Annotated in this window: 17 protein-coding genes; 5 read left to right on the forward strand and 12 right to left on the reverse strand. The window is 38.7% G+C overall.

Annotated elements, in window-relative coordinates:
* Positions 1–16 precede the first annotated feature (16 nt).
* The 7 genes from AM305_RS11820 to thrC form a co-directional block, all read right to left on the reverse strand.
* Positions 17–823 carry a GIY-YIG nuclease family protein gene (locus AM305_RS11820; RefSeq protein WP_005823506.1) on the reverse strand — a complete coding sequence of 269 codons (807 nt, stop codon included), beginning with the start codon at positions 821–823 and terminating at the stop codon, positions 17–19.
* Positions 824–971: 148 nt separating this feature from the next.
* Entirely contained in the window at positions 972–1,238 is a 267-nt protein-coding gene (locus tag AM305_RS04560) for a hypothetical protein (RefSeq protein ID WP_005823507.1), read from the reverse strand.
* An 11-nt stretch (positions 1,239–1,249) separates the two neighbouring features.
* Positions 1,250–2,527 carry a histidine-type phosphatase gene (locus tag AM305_RS04565; protein WP_005823508.1) on the reverse strand — a complete coding sequence of 426 codons (1,278 nt, stop codon included), beginning with the start codon at positions 2,525–2,527 and terminating at the stop codon, positions 1,250–1,252.
* 20 nt (positions 2,528–2,547) lie between these two features.
* A complete protein-coding gene (locus AM305_RS04570) occupies positions 2,548–3,195 on the reverse strand; it encodes an FABP family protein (RefSeq protein ID WP_005823510.1) in 648 nt (215 codons plus the stop codon).
* A 30-nt stretch (positions 3,196–3,225) separates the two neighbouring features.
* Positions 3,226–3,843, reverse strand: coding sequence for a glutathione S-transferase family protein (locus AM305_RS04575; protein WP_005823512.1), 618 nt, complete (start codon positions 3,841–3,843; stop codon positions 3,226–3,228).
* A 14-nt stretch (positions 3,844–3,857) separates the two neighbouring features.
* Positions 3,858–4,766, reverse strand: coding sequence for a glycine--tRNA ligase subunit alpha (gene glyQ, locus AM305_RS04580; RefSeq protein ID WP_005823514.1), 909 nt, complete (start codon positions 4,764–4,766; stop codon positions 3,858–3,860).
* 170 nt (positions 4,767–4,936) lie between these two features.
* Positions 4,937–6,211 carry a threonine synthase gene (gene thrC, locus AM305_RS04585; RefSeq protein WP_005823515.1) on the reverse strand — a complete coding sequence of 425 codons (1,275 nt, stop codon included), beginning with the start codon at positions 6,209–6,211 and terminating at the stop codon, positions 4,937–4,939.
* A 374-nt stretch (positions 6,212–6,585) separates the two neighbouring features.
* Between thrC and pgtP the strand changes: the two genes are divergently transcribed.
* From pgtP to mgsA, 3 genes are all read left to right on the forward strand, one after another.
* Positions 6,586–7,920 (forward strand): phosphoglycerate transporter protein PgtP, encoded by a 1,335-nt coding sequence (pgtP, locus tag AM305_RS04590; protein ID WP_005823516.1) that lies wholly within the window; start codon positions 6,586–6,588, stop codon positions 7,918–7,920.
* 108 nt (positions 7,921–8,028) lie between these two features.
* Positions 8,029–8,814, forward strand: coding sequence for a Cof-type HAD-IIB family hydrolase (locus AM305_RS04595; RefSeq protein WP_005823517.1), 786 nt, complete (start codon positions 8,029–8,031; stop codon positions 8,812–8,814).
* A gap of 11 nt (positions 8,815–8,825) precedes the next feature.
* A complete protein-coding gene (gene mgsA, locus AM305_RS04600; RefSeq protein WP_005823518.1) occupies positions 8,826–9,284 on the forward strand; it encodes a methylglyoxal synthase in 459 nt (152 codons plus the stop codon).
* A gap of 30 nt (positions 9,285–9,314) precedes the next feature.
* On the opposite strand, the gene AM305_RS04605 is transcribed toward mgsA, so the two are convergent.
* The 4 genes from AM305_RS04605 to AM305_RS04620 all read right to left on the reverse strand — a co-directional run bounded on the left by AM305_RS04605 (position 9,315) and on the right by AM305_RS04620 (position 12,430).
* Positions 9,315–9,689 (reverse strand): hypothetical protein, encoded by a 375-nt coding sequence (locus AM305_RS04605; protein ID WP_005823519.1) that lies wholly within the window; start codon positions 9,687–9,689, stop codon positions 9,315–9,317.
* Between the two features lie 100 nt (positions 9,690–9,789).
* Entirely contained in the window at positions 9,790–10,617 is an 828-nt protein-coding gene (gene manZ, locus AM305_RS04610) for a PTS mannose transporter subunit IID (RefSeq protein ID WP_005823521.1), read from the reverse strand.
* 18 nt (positions 10,618–10,635) lie between these two features.
* Positions 10,636–11,430, reverse strand: coding sequence for a PTS mannose/fructose/sorbose transporter subunit IIC (locus AM305_RS04615; RefSeq protein WP_005817952.1), 795 nt, complete (start codon positions 11,428–11,430; stop codon positions 10,636–10,638).
* 22 nt (positions 11,431–11,452) lie between these two features.
* Entirely contained in the window at positions 11,453–12,430 is a 978-nt protein-coding gene (locus AM305_RS04620) for a mannose/fructose/sorbose PTS transporter subunit IIA (RefSeq protein ID WP_005823523.1), read from the reverse strand.
* Between the two features lie 275 nt (positions 12,431–12,705).
* Between AM305_RS04620 and yccS the strand changes: the two genes are divergently transcribed.
* Positions 12,706–14,937: a YccS family putative transporter gene (gene yccS, locus AM305_RS04625; RefSeq protein ID WP_005823525.1), complete on the forward strand. Its 2,232-nt coding sequence runs from the start codon at positions 12,706–12,708 to the stop codon at positions 14,935–14,937.
* Here yccS and AM305_RS04630 read toward each other — a convergent pair.
* Positions 14,916–15,239 (reverse strand): S8 family serine peptidase, encoded by a 324-nt coding sequence (locus tag AM305_RS04630; RefSeq protein WP_005823527.1) that lies wholly within the window; start codon positions 15,237–15,239, stop codon positions 14,916–14,918. The two genes, yccS and AM305_RS04630, sit on opposite strands and share 22 nt — an antisense overlap.
* Positions 15,240–15,414: 175 nt before the next feature.
* Here AM305_RS04630 and hfq point away from each other — a divergent pair, with 175 nt between their 5' ends.
* Positions 15,415–15,699, forward strand: coding sequence for an RNA chaperone Hfq (gene hfq / locus AM305_RS04635; protein ID WP_005817966.1), 285 nt, complete (start codon positions 15,415–15,417; stop codon positions 15,697–15,699).
* The last annotated feature ends 19 nt before the right edge of the window (positions 15,700–15,718 follow it).

The raw sequence follows: 15,718 nt of genomic DNA on the forward strand, positions 1-15,718 counted from the left end.
TGTATATGATTTAAAATCATTTAGCTTTATTGAGTTTTTCTAGCTGAAATTTTTCTTCACTATACAATAAAGACATATTTGATCGATATTTCAGTATAGATTTATATCTACATATTTTATTTAATAGACAAAGAAGTCTATCGTACCAATTTTCTAAAAATGGACATATCATAGTAATGAAAAGAATGATAAACATAATTGGATATACTAGGATAAAGCCTCCAATAATCAAAAAAATAGTTGTGCTTAAAATACCTTCTCTAATTATTAATTTATCTCCAAATAATAAATATAGTATATAAACACCAATTATTTGCAAAAAAAACCAAGATAGTATCATTTTAAAAGAATCTGCTGCTTCTAGTTCTTTTCTCTCTAGTTCTTTTCGTTTATTTTGGTATTCCGATTTTATTCTATCTATTTCAGCATCAACATTAATTTTTGGCTGTTCAATAATAACTGCAGCATCTGGGTTATTTGCAATAATACCTCGTATATCATCTGGCGTTGGGGCTTCTGGTTTTTTATCAGGTTCTATTTTAGCTCCTAATAGATTGATAGCCTTATTAATTGTTGAAACAGCTTCTTCAAAGGAACAGCTAAACCACTCTTTCCCAACATTATTTGCTCTTTGTAACTCGTGAGCTTTTTGTTCTACTTCATAAGGGCGATCCACATAGATAGCATAATCAACTTTATAGGGATATGGGCAACCAGTATTATAAAGCTCATATGCTCTAATATAAGGTGTTCGCTCGGTATAGCCTATTTTTAATATATCAGGCATTGCCTTATTTGAAATAATATATACCCAACCTGCCATTATTCTTTTCCTTAATTATTCTCTCACTTTATTTTCACGACCACTAAATCTTACCTTGATATCCCCATACTGACGTATGGGGTTACGCATAGTGCGGTTGCTCCGCAACCTGTTTAGCTTGTCGCAGAGCGACAACACTATGCTTAACCTAGTACGTCAGTGCTAGGGGTAACTCAGCTAAATCCAACACCACTTTCTCATCTTCCAACAGCAACGCAGGAATGCCGATATAGCCATTTGCTTTGGCGTTATCAAACGCAGGGTGGTTATCACGCAGTTTTAAAAAAGCTTTTAAATTTACACCGCCTGTTGTCATTTCACGTTCTTCGTAGTCAATACCAAGACGTTGTAATTCAGCGACAAACGGGGCAGTATCGGGACACCAGTGGGCGAAATATAAAACGGGTTTGGTCATCTTGAACTCCATTATTTTTCCACTTTAGCCTTTAAACTGTTCTGCAAAATTTGTTGGAAGCGGTCATATTCACATAATCCTTTACTATCCAATGAACAATCCGTTAATTCTAATCTTGCTCGATAAGGAGGTGTAGATAAATTTAACGGAGTAAGGTTTATTAGTTGTTCTGTTGTTTGATAAACGTACTCTAAGCGAAATTTTCTCTGTCCGCTATTCTTATGTTTCCAAACCTCAAAGAATAATTTTCCACCGATTGGAATATTTTCCAATGAATTTTCCAATTCATAAGGCTTTACATTTAATGCTGCAAGTAAAGCCACTATATTAGAGTCATGTCCCACCAGTAAAATAATTTTATTTTCGCTGTTTAATTGTTGCTGAATAAGTTGTAAAAGTGGCTGAGAAACATTTTGTGCTAGAGCCTGATTTCCTTTAAATAAGGTTCGATAATAAGCATTTTTGATTTCGTTAATCGCTTGCCATTTCTCTTGAGTATCGATATTCCCATGGGCAATATCAGCACTAGGTTTACCAACATAATGAGCAAGAAGCAATGCACCCACAATTTTCTTTGCGGTACTAATTGACCCTGTAATTTTTACCGATTTATTATCTTGGATACTATATTCACCGGATTTTTCGCCTAAATCACACTGATTTTTTTGGAGACAATTCGTTGAATGGCGGTAATCAATCAGTTCACTTAATAAGGCATAATGTGGTTTCAGTTGCTGTTGTAATGCAGTTAAATCAATATTACGCTTAGCTTGTTCAATAAGTATTTCATCTGGTTGATGAGCCACAGCATCAAAAATGGGATCTTTTTCTGTCCCCACTTCGCCTTGATGTTGTAAATTAACAGAACAACCTGAAAACGCTCCAGCAATAATAGCTTGCCCAGTCGCAACAGTACGTTGCACGCTATTAGCATAAGCCCAAATTCCTTTACCCGTTGCACAGCGTTCTGTTGTCAGTAATGCTTGTTGAGATAGCCATTGTCCAATATATTGCCCAAAGTAAGTTTCTAAAATGGTTCCTTTAGCCGTTAAATAGCCCGAAGGTACATCCCATTTAGCCCATGAATAAGGAGAATATTTCTCCATTTCTTTAGGATCTTTTTCTACTGGTGAACGTAATCCGTGCCGGCTAAAGATCAATACTTTATCCAACTCATATTCATCTAATGATAAATCATTTAGCTGTTCGGCTACGACACTATTTGCAAACACAGATGTGCAGAAAATAGCGGTTAAATATCGAAATACTTTTGCAGGATAACATTTCATCATTAGGCTCCTCATTTATTCTATTCGGATTTCGCCGCCAATGCTGTTGGGTTTGGCGTAGGCTCAGCAATTTTAGTCAAACGGTTACGATCCGTATGATGGAACGGTTCAGGATAATTTGGGATAGTCATTACTGTATCTTGTTCGTAAGACCAAGTACCGTCATCATTGATTTTTACCTTAATGGTATAGCTTTCAGTCGTAAAGTTCTGTTCAATAAATGGGTTTGAAATAATGCCATTTGTCAGCGAGCCACGTACGGCTTTCACGGTAAATTCTTTTGCATCAGCTGGTGCATTTCCTGTTGCCATCAGCGTTTGCCCACGAGGAATACTGATCGTAAAAAGAATGTTACCTGTCGCGGGTTCCCACAACCAATAGCCCACTTGATCGTGGAAGGTTTCAACCTCATTTGGCTGCACAATACGAGTATGATAGCGTAAGCCATAAAACAACTGAGGACCATTTGTTTGAGCATCAATAGGCTGTAATTCAATATGCTCAATATAAGGATCTTTTTCTGCGCCTTCGGCTTTTGGATTAACATCTAGCCCACGTTTACCTTCCCACACGCCAGCCATTGCCGTTAAAGGACCTAAATTGGCTAAGGTGTTTACATCCGGCTCCGCTTCTGTATAAATATCTTTTGGATATTGATAATCTGCCATCTCTTCCTCTTTTTGTTCTTTTATCTGGACTTATAAAGTCGGTTTAGTGGCTTGCAATGCAGGATATTTCTCATTCATCATTGCCGCCCAAGCGGTCAGATTTGGGAAATCTTTTGCTAAATCATAGCCTGTATTATCTGGGCGGAACTGCCACCAATCAATTAAACAAACGGCGGTTAACGTGCCGATATTTAATTCATCGCCAAATTCTGCCAGCTTCTCTTCAAGTTGTTTAAAGCTACGAATATTTCGCTCCATCAACTGTTGATGACGTGCTTTCCACCACTCATTTTCAGGGCGAAAACGGCGTTCGGTAACAATGGTTGGTGTGGTGTTTTCCAAGATACCTTCGACCAATGCGTGCAAACTTAATACACGCCAACGCTTTTCGTCTTTTGGAAATAACGTTGGTTGTGAACCCATTTCATCTAAATACTGGCTGATTAGAAAACTGCCAAACAGCCATTCACCGTTTTCCATTTGTAACGCAGGAATACGCCCTAACGGATTATCTTTATTATGTGGCGAGTCGGGGTCAAATGAGTTGGTAATACGCAACATCTCCACTTGATTTTCTAGTTGGTGATATTTCAATGTTGCCACCGCTTTGCGTGCAAATGAGCTCGTTGTTGAGTACCAAAGTTTCATTTTTCCCTCCTTCCTTATTTTTTACAACCTGGGAACCCTAACGCTTCACGACTTGCATAGTACGCTTCTGCCACGCCTTTGGTTAAGGTACGAATGCGTAAAATGTAGCGTTGGCGTTCGGTCACAGAGATCGCTTTGCGTGCGTCAAGTAAGTTAAAGCTGTGGGCTGCTTTTAAGATACGCTCGTAAGCAGGCAATGGTAACGGTTTTTCTAATGCTAATAACTCTTGTGCTTCTTTTTCGTATTGATCGAAACAGTAGAATAAGAAATCGGTATTTGCATATTCAAAGTTGTAAGTCGATTGTTCCACTTCATTTTGGTGGAATACATCGCCGTAGGTGGTTTTGCCAAGCGGACCGTCCGACCAAACAAGATCGTACACGCTATCCACGCCTTGAATGTACATTGCTAAACGCTCTAAGCCGTAAGTGATCTCGCCCGTTACCGGTTTACACTCTAAACCGCCCACTTGTTGGAAGTAAGTGAATTGGGTGACTTCCATACCGTTTAGCCACACTTCCCAACCTAAGCCCCACGCCCCTAACGTTGGGTTTTCCCAGTTATCTTCCACAAAACGAATGTCGTTTTGCGTTGGGTCGAAACCTAACATTTTTAGGCTGTCTAAATAGAGTTCTTGAATGTTGTCTGGCGAAGGTTTGATTACCACTTGGAATTGATAGTAGTGTTGTAAACGGTTCGGGTTTTCGCCATAGCGACCGTCAGTCGGACGGCGTGAAGGCTGAACGTAAGCAAACGCCATCGGCTCAGGGCCAAGCGCGCGCAAACAGGTCATCGGGTGAGATGTACCCGCACCCACTTCCATATCGAATGGTTGAACCACAGTACAACCTTGGTTTGCCCAGTAATCTTGCAGGGCTAAAATCATACCTTGGAAAGTTTTAACATTAAATTTCGCTGTCATTGTCTTTTTCCTAAAATCATTCTAAAAAATATGGCTATTATAGCCTGTAAGCGGTCGGTTTTTGTGATTTTTTTGCAAATTTTCTTAAATTTGAGATGGTGTTACATCAATAGGATGCTATTTAGGTAGAAAGGAAAGGGACGATTTCTCGTCCCTCTGTTTTTTTATGACTATTTCAGTAGATATGCACGTAAAGTTGCAAAATCTGCCGCCATTGTGTCCGACAACAGCTCCATTCTGTTATGTTTGTCTAAGGCTTCAGGCAATGGCAGTTCAATGTCTAAAATACGCTCTACGCTCTCTTTGAATTTCGCAGGGTGTGCGGTGCAAAGGAAAATACCTGTTTCGCCGACTTGTAGCTGATCTTTCAACACTTGGTAAGCAATTGCCCCGTGCGGTTCACATAAATAGCCTTCCGCATATTGTGCTTTTAATGCTTCTTCGGTTTCTGCATCATTTAAGGCATCTGAACCTAATTCATTCAAGCTCCAACCGTTACGTTTAAATAGCTCTTCAACGCGAGGCCAGTTGTTCGGGCGGCTAACGTCCATTGCATTTGATAATGTTGCAACCGTTGCATTTGGCTCCCATTTACCTGATTTAAGATAACGTGGCACAGTATCGTTCGCATTGGTTGATGCAATAAAACGTTTAATCGGTAAACCTAAGGTTTTGGCAATTAAGCCTGCAGTTAAGTTACCGAAGTTACCGCTTGGTACAGAAACTACCACATCGCTACGTTTCTCTTTTGGTAACTGAGCCACCGCTTCAAAGTAGTAGCATACTTGAGCGAGTAAACGGCTGATATTGATAGAGTTCGCTGAATTTAAGCCGATAGCTTGGCGAAGTTCCGCATCGTCAAAGGCTTGTTTCACTAACGCTTGGCAAGCATCAAAGTCTGATTCAATCGCCACGGTACGAATGTTGCCACCTAAGGTGCAGAATAATTTTTCTTGTAGCGGGCTGATTTTACCTTTCGGATAAAGGATTACCACATTGATGTTTTCCAAACCATAGAAAGCGTGAGCTACCGCCGCACCTGTGTCGCCTGATGTCGCTGTTAAAATGGTAATTTTGCCATCACCACGCACCGCACTTAATGCCTGTGCCATAAAGCGACCACCAAAGTCTTTAAACGCCAATGTTGGTCCGTGGAATAACTCTAACGCATAAATATCATCATTCACTTTCGCTAACGGAGCAGGGAAGGTAAAGGCATTTTTTACCATTGCATTTAAGGTTTCTTGCGGTAATTCATCGCCAATCAATGCCGATAAAATCTTTTGGCTACGCTCAACCAGCGGTAATGCTAATAAAGCGTCAATATCGTCAAATTTAGGTAACACTTCAGGGAAAAATAAGCCCTGATCTTTACCTAACCCTTGGCGAACGCCTTGGGCAAAATTCACTTGTTCTTCAGGATGTTTGATGTTGTATAGGTTCATTAATGTTGTCCTTTATATGCTAATCGAGAAATAATCTGATTTTAGCTATTCCCCTTTGTTAGTCAATGCAAACATCAAGAAAAGCGGTTGGATTTTTTGAAGATTTTGTAAAAATTAAATAATTTTACTTATTTTTAACAAATGAATGAAGGATAAATATCATACTAAAAATGAAAATTTATTGTTCATTATGTGAATTTGCGTAACCGTTTGCGTAACTAAGTTGTTGTTTTTATAGGCATTTAATATTTAAAACTTAGATTTAGATCATAAAATTTACAAAAGATAGTTGTTCAATATATTTGCTCCAATTGATAATAAATCGCATATATGATGTTAAAAATGAATTTTAATTAAATTTTAAAGGAGCTTATATGTTTTCATTTTTAAAAGCATCTGCCCCTGTTGCGAGAATTGACAGTTCTCGTACAGATGCAGAATACCGTAAATTACGTTGGCAAGTTTTTGCTGGGGTTTTCATTGGGTATGCCGCTTATTATCTTATTCGTAAGAATTTTTCACTTGCGATTCCTTATTTAATTGATGAATATGGCTTTACTAAAGCTGATCTAGGGACTGTGGGTGTTGCATTGTCTTTAGCGTATGGATTTAGTAAATTCATTATGGGAAATGTCTCAGATCGCTCAAACCCTAAGTATTTTATTACTATTGGTCTATTAGGTTCTGCAATCATCAGCTTGATTTTCGGTTTAGTACCGGGTGTGCTTTCTTCAATTCCACTTATGATTATTCTTGCTGGGTTAAATGGTTGGTTCCAAGGTATGGGCTATCCACCGGGTGCAAAAACGATGACAAACTGGTTTTCTAAATCAGAGCGTGGAGCTTGGTGGAGTTGGTGGAACGTCTCTCATAATATTGGTGGCGGATTAATTGGTCCATTGGCAATTTTAGGTTTATCTTTATTTGGTGCTTGGCAATCGCTTTTCTATTTACCGGCATTAATTGCAATTATATTAGCCTTTATTATGTTCTATTTGATGCGTGATACACCTGAATCACAAGGTTTACCGCCGGTAGATGAATGGCGTGGAGAGAAAGTATTAGAAAAAGTGGAATCAGCACACACCCTTTCTTCTAAAGATATTTTCTACAAATACATCATTAACAATAAATTCCTATGGGCGATTGCAATTGCGAACGTGTTTGTTTACTTCATCCGTTATGGAATTATCGATTGGGCGCCAACCTACCTAAAAGAAGTAAAACACTTTACTGTGGATAAACAAAGTTGGGCGTACTTCCTTTATGAATACGCAGGTATTTTCGGTATGCTTGCAAGCGGTTACTTAAGCGATAAAGTTTTCAAAGGTCACCGTGCACCGCCAATGTTATTATTCCTAGTGGGTGTATTAATTGCTATCGTGGTTTACTGGAAAAACCCAGCAGGTAACCCATTAGTTGATAACATCTGCTTAGTAGCGATTGGTTTCTTAATCTACGGCCCAGTAATGATGATCGGTTTACAAGCGGCAGATTTAGTGCCACGCGTTGCAACAGGTACAGCAACAGGTTTAACTGGTTTATTCGGTTACTTACTTGGTTCTGCAAGTGCAGGTTGGGTAATGGGTAAATTAGTGGACGTTTATGGTTGGGACGGTGGCTTCTATGCCTTAATCGCATCTTGCTTCTTAGGTTTCGGTTTTATTGCCTTTACCTTATTCCATAGACCTGAAAAAGCAAAAGAATAATTATTTGTTTATATGAAGGGCGGCTTAGAAATTAAGCCGCTTTTTTTATTGAAACCGTATTGAAAAATGGCATATCATCACACTAAAGTATGTTAATAGGAGAGTATTATGCAAACTCACTACAAAGCCATTTTTAGCGATATTGATGGCACATTGATTACGAGCGATCACAAAATTTCGCCTAAAACAGAATTAGCAATTAAAAATGTTTTAGCAAAAGGGCTTCCATTTATACCTGTTTCAGCAAGACCACCTCTTGCCATTACCCCTTATATGGATCAATTAGGCAATAAAAGTGCGATTATCTGCTTTAGTGGTGCATTAATTTTAAATGCAGATCTAGAACCGCTCTATAATGTGGTGATTGAAAAAGCGGATCAAATTGCTTTAGATGAGGTGCTGAAAGATTATCAACATATGGGGATTAACCACTATGTTCAAAGTGAGTGGTACAGTAACGATCCTAACCTCCCTTCAGTACAGCGTGAAGAACGCATTACCCAATTAAAATCCGTGAAAAAGCCAGATGAACTTATTCAAGCTAATAAAGTATTAATTATGGGCGAAGCAAGTGAAATTTTGGCGTTAGAAACTAAACTTAAAGTCCAATTTCCGCAACTTTCGATTCATCGCTCCTTACCAGAATATTTAGAAATTATGCATAAAAGTGCAACGAAAGCGAATGCAATTCGTTTTATGGAAAGTATTTTGGCTGTAAAAGGCGAAGAAGTGATTGCTTTTGGCGATAACTTTAACGATTTAGATATGCTTGAGTATGCAGGATTAAGCGTTGCCATGGGAAATGCACCAGATGAAATTAAACGTGTAGCAAAACGAGTTACGTTATCGAATAATGAAGATGGTATTGCTATCGTCTTAAATGAATTATTTTAAAAGAAAGAAAAATGTATAGAACAACCAGAACGATTCCCGTACGTAAACATATTGCCTTAGTGGCACACGATAGTTGTAAACAAAGCTTAGTCGCTTGGACGAAAAAGCATTGTGAGGCTTTAAGTCCTCATCAACTTTATGCAACAGGTACAACAGGAAATTTACTTGCAAAAGAAACAGGATTAGAGATTAAGGCATTACTTAGTGGTCCAATGGGGGGAGATCAACAATTAGGTGGACTCATCGCTGAAAAGAAAATAGATATGCTGATTTTCTTTTGGGATCCAATGAATGCAGCTCCGCACGATCCAGATGTGAAAGCATTAATGCGAATTGCAACGGTATGGAATATACCGGTTGCGATCAATCAATCCTCGGCAGATTTCTTATTACATACGGCATTATTACAACAGCCCGTAGAAATTGAAATCCCTGATTATGAACGCTATTTACAGGAACGTTTAAAATAAGAGAGTAAGCGGTCTATTTTTTATAAAAAATTACGATTGACTTTGTTGTTCGCTGACAAATTTAAGTAGAGTCTGAATTTCTTGCTTTGCTTTGTCTGATAATACTTTGTTATCTGCCAGCATCTGTGTTCCACGTAAACGGATAAATTCTAGATAGTCTGGATTTTGTGTTTCCACAAATTGCTGTTTGGCAGCATACATTTCGGCAAAATATTTCTTGGTTTGAGAAATCAAGAGTTTTTGTCCCATAAGCACAAAGATGGCTAAAGCAAGTGCGATAACTGAGCCGTATCCATTGGTTGGGTAATACAGCACACCAGCGATGATAAATAAACCGGTGACCAACATTGAGCTATTTTTAATGTATTGCTGTTCAGGTGCTTTGAGTGCTTGTTTGAAGTTCATTTGCAAAATTTCCTTGAAATTAGACCGCTTAGCGGACACCAGCGTGGTGTCCCTACCATTTATTTTGTAGGGACACAACGCGAGTGTCCGCTTATCAGTACTATGCTAACACACCAAAGTGATAACCTAAAATCCCCACACCAAAGAGGGCAAAGATAATATACATTGCGTTCACTTTTCTGCGGAGTAACCACATACATAAGAAGGTGAGCAATAATGCAGCTAAGCCTGGTAATAAGTCATTTAACACGCTTTGTACTGTGGTAACCACTTCTTGACCTGCTTGGTTAGTATAGCGAGAAAGCTCAAGTGGAATGTTAATACTTGTCCATTTCGAAACAAGCGAGCCCATAACAAAGAGGCCGAGAATAGACGCCCCCTGCGTGAGTTTTTGTAAACGACCACCGCCCATATCACTTACGATTTCAGTTCCTTTTTCGTAACCGTATTTGAAGCCATACCAACGGGTTAATGCACGGCATAAGTTAATACCGATAAAGAAAAGAAGTGGACCTAATAAGCTACCGCTAATCGCTAAACCTGCACCTAATGCAGCTAATACCGGACGTAATGTTCCCCAGAAGATTGGGTCACCCACACCGGCAAGAGGCCCCATTAGACCAACTTTTACCCCACTAATTGCTGCATCATCAATATCTGCACCATTTGCACGTTCTTGTTCCATCGCAGCAGTTACGCCCATAATGGCAGAACCAACCCATGGTTGAGTATTGAAGAATTCTAAGTGACGTTTTAATGCAGAAGCTTGATCTTCTTTTTTAGTGTAAAGGCGTTTAATCGTTGGGATCATAGAAACGCAGAACCCCATAGATTGCATACGTTCGAAGTTAAATGAACCTAATAAGAATGTTGAACGCCAGTATGTTGCACGAATATCGGCTGCAGTTAATTGTTTTTTCTCAGACATAATATGTTCCTTCTAGCCTTATAGACCTTCTAATTCGTTATCTGCTAATTTTTTTGTTGCACGAGGTGCAGCGGCTGATTGGTTAAATTGTGGGTTTAATTGGATGTAAATCATCGCTAAACATGCACCTAAGAAACCTAAACCTACTAAGTTGTAGTTCGAGAATGAGGCAATTACAAAGCCAATGAAGAAGAATGGCATTAATGCACCTGCACGCATCATATTGATAACCATCGCATAACCTACAACCACAATGAAGCCACCAGCGATTTGTAAACCACGAGTCACAACTTCAGGAATTGCATTTAATGCTTCAGTTACTGTATCTGTACCTGCAACAAGCGCTACGAAGAAAGTTGGAATTGCTACACGTAATGCTTGTAGAGAAAGACCTGCAAAGTGGCAGAATTCGATACCTCGGAAGTTTGCTTGTTCCGCAAATTTATCGGCTTTGTGTTGTAAGAAAATGGTTAAGGTGCGTACGAAGATGGTTAAGACTTGACCCGCTGCAGCAACAGGAATTGCAATTGCAATCGCAGTACCTTTATCTTGACCGCCTTTAATCACTAAAATTGCCGCAATAACAGACGCTAAAGCCGCATCTGGTGCCATTGCTGCACCCACGTTCATCCAGCCTAACGCGAGCATCTCTAGTGTACCACCTACGATGATACCGGTTTGTAAATCGCCTAGTACCCAGCCAATTAAGGTACAAGCTACAAGTGGACGGTGTGTTTGGCGTTCATCAAGTACAGAACCCATACCACAGATTGCAGCGACAAGTGTCACTAAAATAATTTCAATCGTTGTCATATTTAATCCTTAGAACTATGCTTTAGAATTTAAGTGCATCTAATTTTGCTTTGGTAACTTCCACTTTCGGGTTTGTTGCCACTTTTTGCATGGTTAGCTCAATGCCTTTATCAAGCAATGCTTTAAATGCTTCAACATCAGCTTTACTTACGGTAACCGCATCTGAAAGCATTTGGTTGCCGTCTTTATATGTCATACCGCCTACGTTGATTTTGTCGAATTTTACGCCGGCTTCTAATAAGCGGAGTGCATCGGCAGGTTTAGTTACAAGCCATAAAATATTTTTACCCACGTATTTCGGGTTGTGGTAAACCTTAATCGCTTTTTCAACAGGAATCACATAGCCTTTTAAACCTGGTGGTACAATTTGGAGAAGTAATTCACGGCGCAGATCATCATTTGCTACATCATCGTTTACTGCAAAAATTGCTTCGCATTTCACCGCTTTCGCCCAAGAAGTTGCGACTTGACCATGGATTAAACGATCATCAATACGTAACAAGGAAACATTCATTCGCCCGTTTGGATCATATTTTGATAAATCTTCTGCTGGCGCTTCTTCTTCCTCTTCTGTTTTAGCCGGTGCTGCTTTAGGAGCCTCTTCCTCTTTTGCATGGAAAGTTTTTACACTTAAGTTACCCACTTCTTTCGCAATGGCGGCTAAGTCAGAAGCGTTATCTTCATCTGCTGATGCATCCATCACCTCTAATAACATTGGCAAGTTTACACCTGTTACAATGTCATCTTGAGGGCGTTTAGCCACAACACGTGCAGCAGCGTTGTATGGACTGCCTCCAAATAAATCGACTAAGAATAGTACCGGCGTGTCAGTTTCAAAGCCGGCAATAATAGCTTCATACTTCTCAACCAGATTATCTTGTCCTTCACCGGGTAAGAAGGTTACGACATGAAGGTTATCTACCTCGCCATAGACCATCTTTGCCGAATTAACCAGCTCTTCAGAAAATTTTCCGTGAGTGGCAACGATCAAATTCACCATTTTTAATGACCTCTATAAAATGGAGTATATACGAAACAATGGTTATTTTTTGTTTCACCTTTTTATCTTTCGCAAACGTTTGCGAAAGGCTTTCGGATTTTAAATTTAGAATAAATTTAATGTCAAATGAAGCTAGAGGGAAAGTGAAGATTATTAGATCTAGATCATATTTCTGAGCGAGGATTTTTTCTATGGATAACAAAAGGTTTTTTGCCCCTTGTCTGATAAAAAGATTAGCGTAAAATCCGATAGATAAAAACAAATGAATAAATGCTATGAGAACGCAAATTAAGAAATTATCTGCTCATTGGCTAACAGCTAATGTCATTAATACTTTACCCATTTTTATTACAACGAATATCGCCGCCGTTGCGATTTGGTTACTTAATATTTCTGAACATGCTATGCCATTAATTTTAGGGATTATTGCCGGTGGTTTAGTTGATTTAGACAATAGTTTATCGGGGCGTTTTAAGAATTTAGTCATTACCTTGATTGCTTTTGCAGTCTCATCATTAGGAGCAACCCTCTCTTTGCATTTTGGTTGGCTTTTTATACCGCTTGCAATGTTCAGTACCTTTGTTTTGGTTATGTTGGGCGCAATTGGGCAGCGATATAGTACCATTGCATTTGGGACATTGGTGGTCTCGGTTTATGCTTCTTTAACTTACATACCAGATATCCCTTGGTATCACAATATGCTGATGATTTTAGCCGGAGCTTCGCTTTACGGTATAGTCGGTATGCTTATTCATTTACTCTTTCCGAATCGAACAGTTCAAGAGAATTTGGCTAAATCTTATGAGGCAATTAGTGCGTATTTATTAGCTAAATCAGCATTTTTTGATCCGGACGATGATGATTTAGCTAGCAAACAGAAAGCGCTTGCACAAGCAAATAGTGCAGTGATGCAGGCTTTTGTTCAAACCCGAGTTTCATTATTTTATCGCTTGCAACGTTATAATCGACAAACTCGGACACAAAAGATGCTTCGTTATTATTTTACGGCGCAAGATATTTTGGAGCGTGCGAGTTCCAGTCATTATCGTTATCAAGAACTATTTCAGCAGTTGCATCAAAGTGATCTGATGTTTCGTTTTCAGCGAGTGTTAGAATTACAAGCACAGGCATGCCGACAAATCGCCACCGCCTTGCGTTATGCTGAGCATTATCAACATAGTCCTCGTGGTGAGAAAGCTATGCAGGGCTTATTGAACTCATTAAATTATCATCAAGAACAAGGCTTGAAAAATGCTTATCGTTGGCAATCTATTGCGGAAAATTTACGTAATATTGAACGGCAATTAAGCCAAATTGAACAAGATGGAATGGAAACACAAGCGGTAGAAATTGGTAATGATTTTGCAAAATCTTACCGCTTATCCTATCGCCTTACGGCTGAAAATGTGTCTGGCTTAAGAAATATGTGGCAAGCAATCCGTAATCACTGCACGTTGTCTTCCCAACTCTTTCGCCACGCTATTCGACTTTCGGTTGTGGTAGGCATTTGTGGGCTGTTAGTGCCAATACTTCAGTTAGATAGTAAAGGTTATTGGATTTTATTAACCGCGATTTTTGTTTGCCAGCCGAACTATACCGCAACCAAAAAACGTTTGATTCAGCGTGTTGTTGGGACGATTCTCGGCGTATTCGTTGGTATGTTACTGAGAGAGTATTATCTTACCGCAAAATTAGAAGCTGAATTAGGATTGATTGTTTTAACAGCAACGCTTTATACCTTTTTCCGCTTTCGTCATTATGGCTATTCCACTTTTTACATTACATTATTGGTGTTAATTAGCCTGGATATTACAGGTATTGGCGCAGAGGAAGGTATTTTACCTCGTATTATAGATACCTTATTAGGGACTTCATTAGCGTGGTTTGCTGTATCCTTTATTTTTCCGGATTGGAAGTATTTGAACATTTATACCAATCTCAAAAATACACTGATCGCAAGTAGCGTTTATTTACGTCATATTATTGCTCAATTACAATTTGGCTATAACGATCAACTGCCATATCGTTTGGCTCGACATGAGGTGCATAACAATCTTTCAACACTCAATTCGGCAATTTCAAGTATGTATAGTGAACCGAAGAAATATAAATCGCTATTAGAGATTGCACCGAATTTATTGGGTATGAATTACACGTTATTAGGATATATTTCTGCCTTGGGTGCTTATCGTATGGCAAGCCCAATATTAAATCAGCAAGTGGATTTTTCAGCACTCTTTTTCTCGCATGCTAGAGAAGTCGCACTGCTCATTGAGCAAATGGCAACAGGCAAACGTTCTATGGCAAAATTGACGACTGAACTTACGTCAATTGATGAAGATTTAGCGCAATTTGAACTTTCTCATCAAGATAAATGCGATGAGCTAAGTCTTATTCTTGTGCAACAATTGCGTTTAATTGTACAGCTCTTACCTCAATTACAAGAGCTAATAAAAGAAAAAGCCTTAGATGACGTGACTAAGTCTCAATCTAAAGAGATTATTTGATCTGGATTAACGGCAAGTACGCCACTTACCTTTTCAAAATAAGTTGTGGCTTCTTCAATCGTTTTATTATTTGGGACGCGGATTGCAACCCCTTTGAGTGTTTGGTAATCATAAATAAGCTCTGCGTGATATTGTTTGATAGCTTCATATAATGGTTTTGCTCCAATTTGTGTGTCATAGAAAATAATGAGATTGCGGGGAGAAAATGCATTATTTTCAGCAGAAGCCATTGATTTTGTTGGAGATGAGCAAGCACTTATCATGCTAAAAATAAATGTTGAAAAAACAAATTTGAATTTCATCGTTATTCCTTATGAAGAAAATGTCTAATAATTTACTAGACAATTTTAGTAAAGTCCTTATCATATCTATTACAGATCAGATGAGGTAATGTGTTATTTATGGTAGAATTTAACTGCTTTTAACACAAAAATGATTCAGAAATCTCTATATAACAATAACAAAAGGAAAGAAAAAATGGCAAAAGGTCAATCTTTACAAGACCCATATTTAAATGCACTCCGCCGTGAGCGTATTCCCGTTTCTATTTATTTAGTGAACGGTATTAAATTACAAGGTCAAATCGAATCATTCGACCAATTTGTGATTTTATTGAAAAATACAGTGAGTCAAATGGTTTATAAACACGCAATTTCAACGGTTGTACCTGCACGTGCGATTTCTCATTCTAACCATAATGGTAATGGTCATCAGCAAGCAGCTCAACAATCAGATGTTGTTGCAGAAAAAGTCGCGGAATAATCACTATTACTACGCAAAC

Source organism: Actinobacillus minor NM305 (genome assembly GCF_000175195.1).
GTDB lineage: Bacteria > Pseudomonadota > Gammaproteobacteria > Enterobacterales > Pasteurellaceae > Haemophilus_A > Haemophilus_A minor.

What these genes read in the sequence shown, in the direction of transcription:
- AM305_RS11820 (WP_005823506.1), bottom strand. Translation starts at nt 823, where the DNA reads ATGGCAGGTTGGGTATATATTATTTCAAATAAGGCAATGCCTGATATA.
- AM305_RS04560 (WP_005823507.1), bottom strand. Translation starts at nt 1,238, where the DNA reads ATGACCAAACCCGTTTTATATTTCGCCCACTGGTGTCCCGATACTGCC.
- AM305_RS04565 (WP_005823508.1), bottom strand. Translation starts at nt 2,527, where the DNA reads ATGAAATGTTATCCTGCAAAAGTATTTCGATATTTAACCGCTATTTTC.
- AM305_RS04570 (WP_005823510.1), bottom strand. Translation starts at nt 3,195, where the DNA reads ATGGCAGATTATCAATATCCAAAAGATATTTATACAGAAGCGGAGCCG.
- AM305_RS04575 (WP_005823512.1), bottom strand. Translation starts at nt 3,843, where the DNA reads ATGAAACTTTGGTACTCAACAACGAGCTCATTTGCACGCAAAGCGGTG.
- glyQ (WP_005823514.1), bottom strand. Translation starts at nt 4,766, where the DNA reads ATGACAGCGAAATTTAATGTTAAAACTTTCCAAGGTATGATTTTAGCC.
- thrC (WP_005823515.1), bottom strand. Translation starts at nt 6,211, where the DNA reads ATGAACCTATACAACATCAAACATCCTGAAGAACAAGTGAATTTTGCC.
- pgtP (WP_005823516.1), top strand. Translation starts at nt 6,586, where the DNA reads ATGTTTTCATTTTTAAAAGCATCTGCCCCTGTTGCGAGAATTGACAGT.
- AM305_RS04595 (WP_005823517.1), top strand. Translation starts at nt 8,029, where the DNA reads ATGCAAACTCACTACAAAGCCATTTTTAGCGATATTGATGGCACATTG.
- mgsA (WP_005823518.1), top strand. Translation starts at nt 8,826, where the DNA reads ATGTATAGAACAACCAGAACGATTCCCGTACGTAAACATATTGCCTTA.
- AM305_RS04605 (WP_005823519.1), bottom strand. Translation starts at nt 9,689, where the DNA reads ATGAACTTCAAACAAGCACTCAAAGCACCTGAACAGCAATACATTAAA.
- manZ (WP_005823521.1), bottom strand. Translation starts at nt 10,617, where the DNA reads ATGTCTGAGAAAAAACAATTAACTGCAGCCGATATTCGTGCAACATAC.
- AM305_RS04615 (WP_005817952.1), bottom strand. Translation starts at nt 11,430, where the DNA reads ATGACAACGATTGAAATTATTTTAGTGACACTTGTCGCTGCAATCTGT.
- AM305_RS04620 (WP_005823523.1), bottom strand. Translation starts at nt 12,430, where the DNA reads ATGGTGAATTTGATCGTTGCCACTCACGGAAAATTTTCTGAAGAGCTG.
- yccS (WP_005823525.1), top strand. Translation starts at nt 12,706, where the DNA reads ATGAGAACGCAAATTAAGAAATTATCTGCTCATTGGCTAACAGCTAAT.
- AM305_RS04630 (WP_005823527.1), bottom strand. Translation starts at nt 15,239, where the DNA reads ATGAAATTCAAATTTGTTTTTTCAACATTTATTTTTAGCATGATAAGT.
- hfq (WP_005817966.1), top strand. Translation starts at nt 15,415, where the DNA reads ATGGCAAAAGGTCAATCTTTACAAGACCCATATTTAAATGCACTCCGC.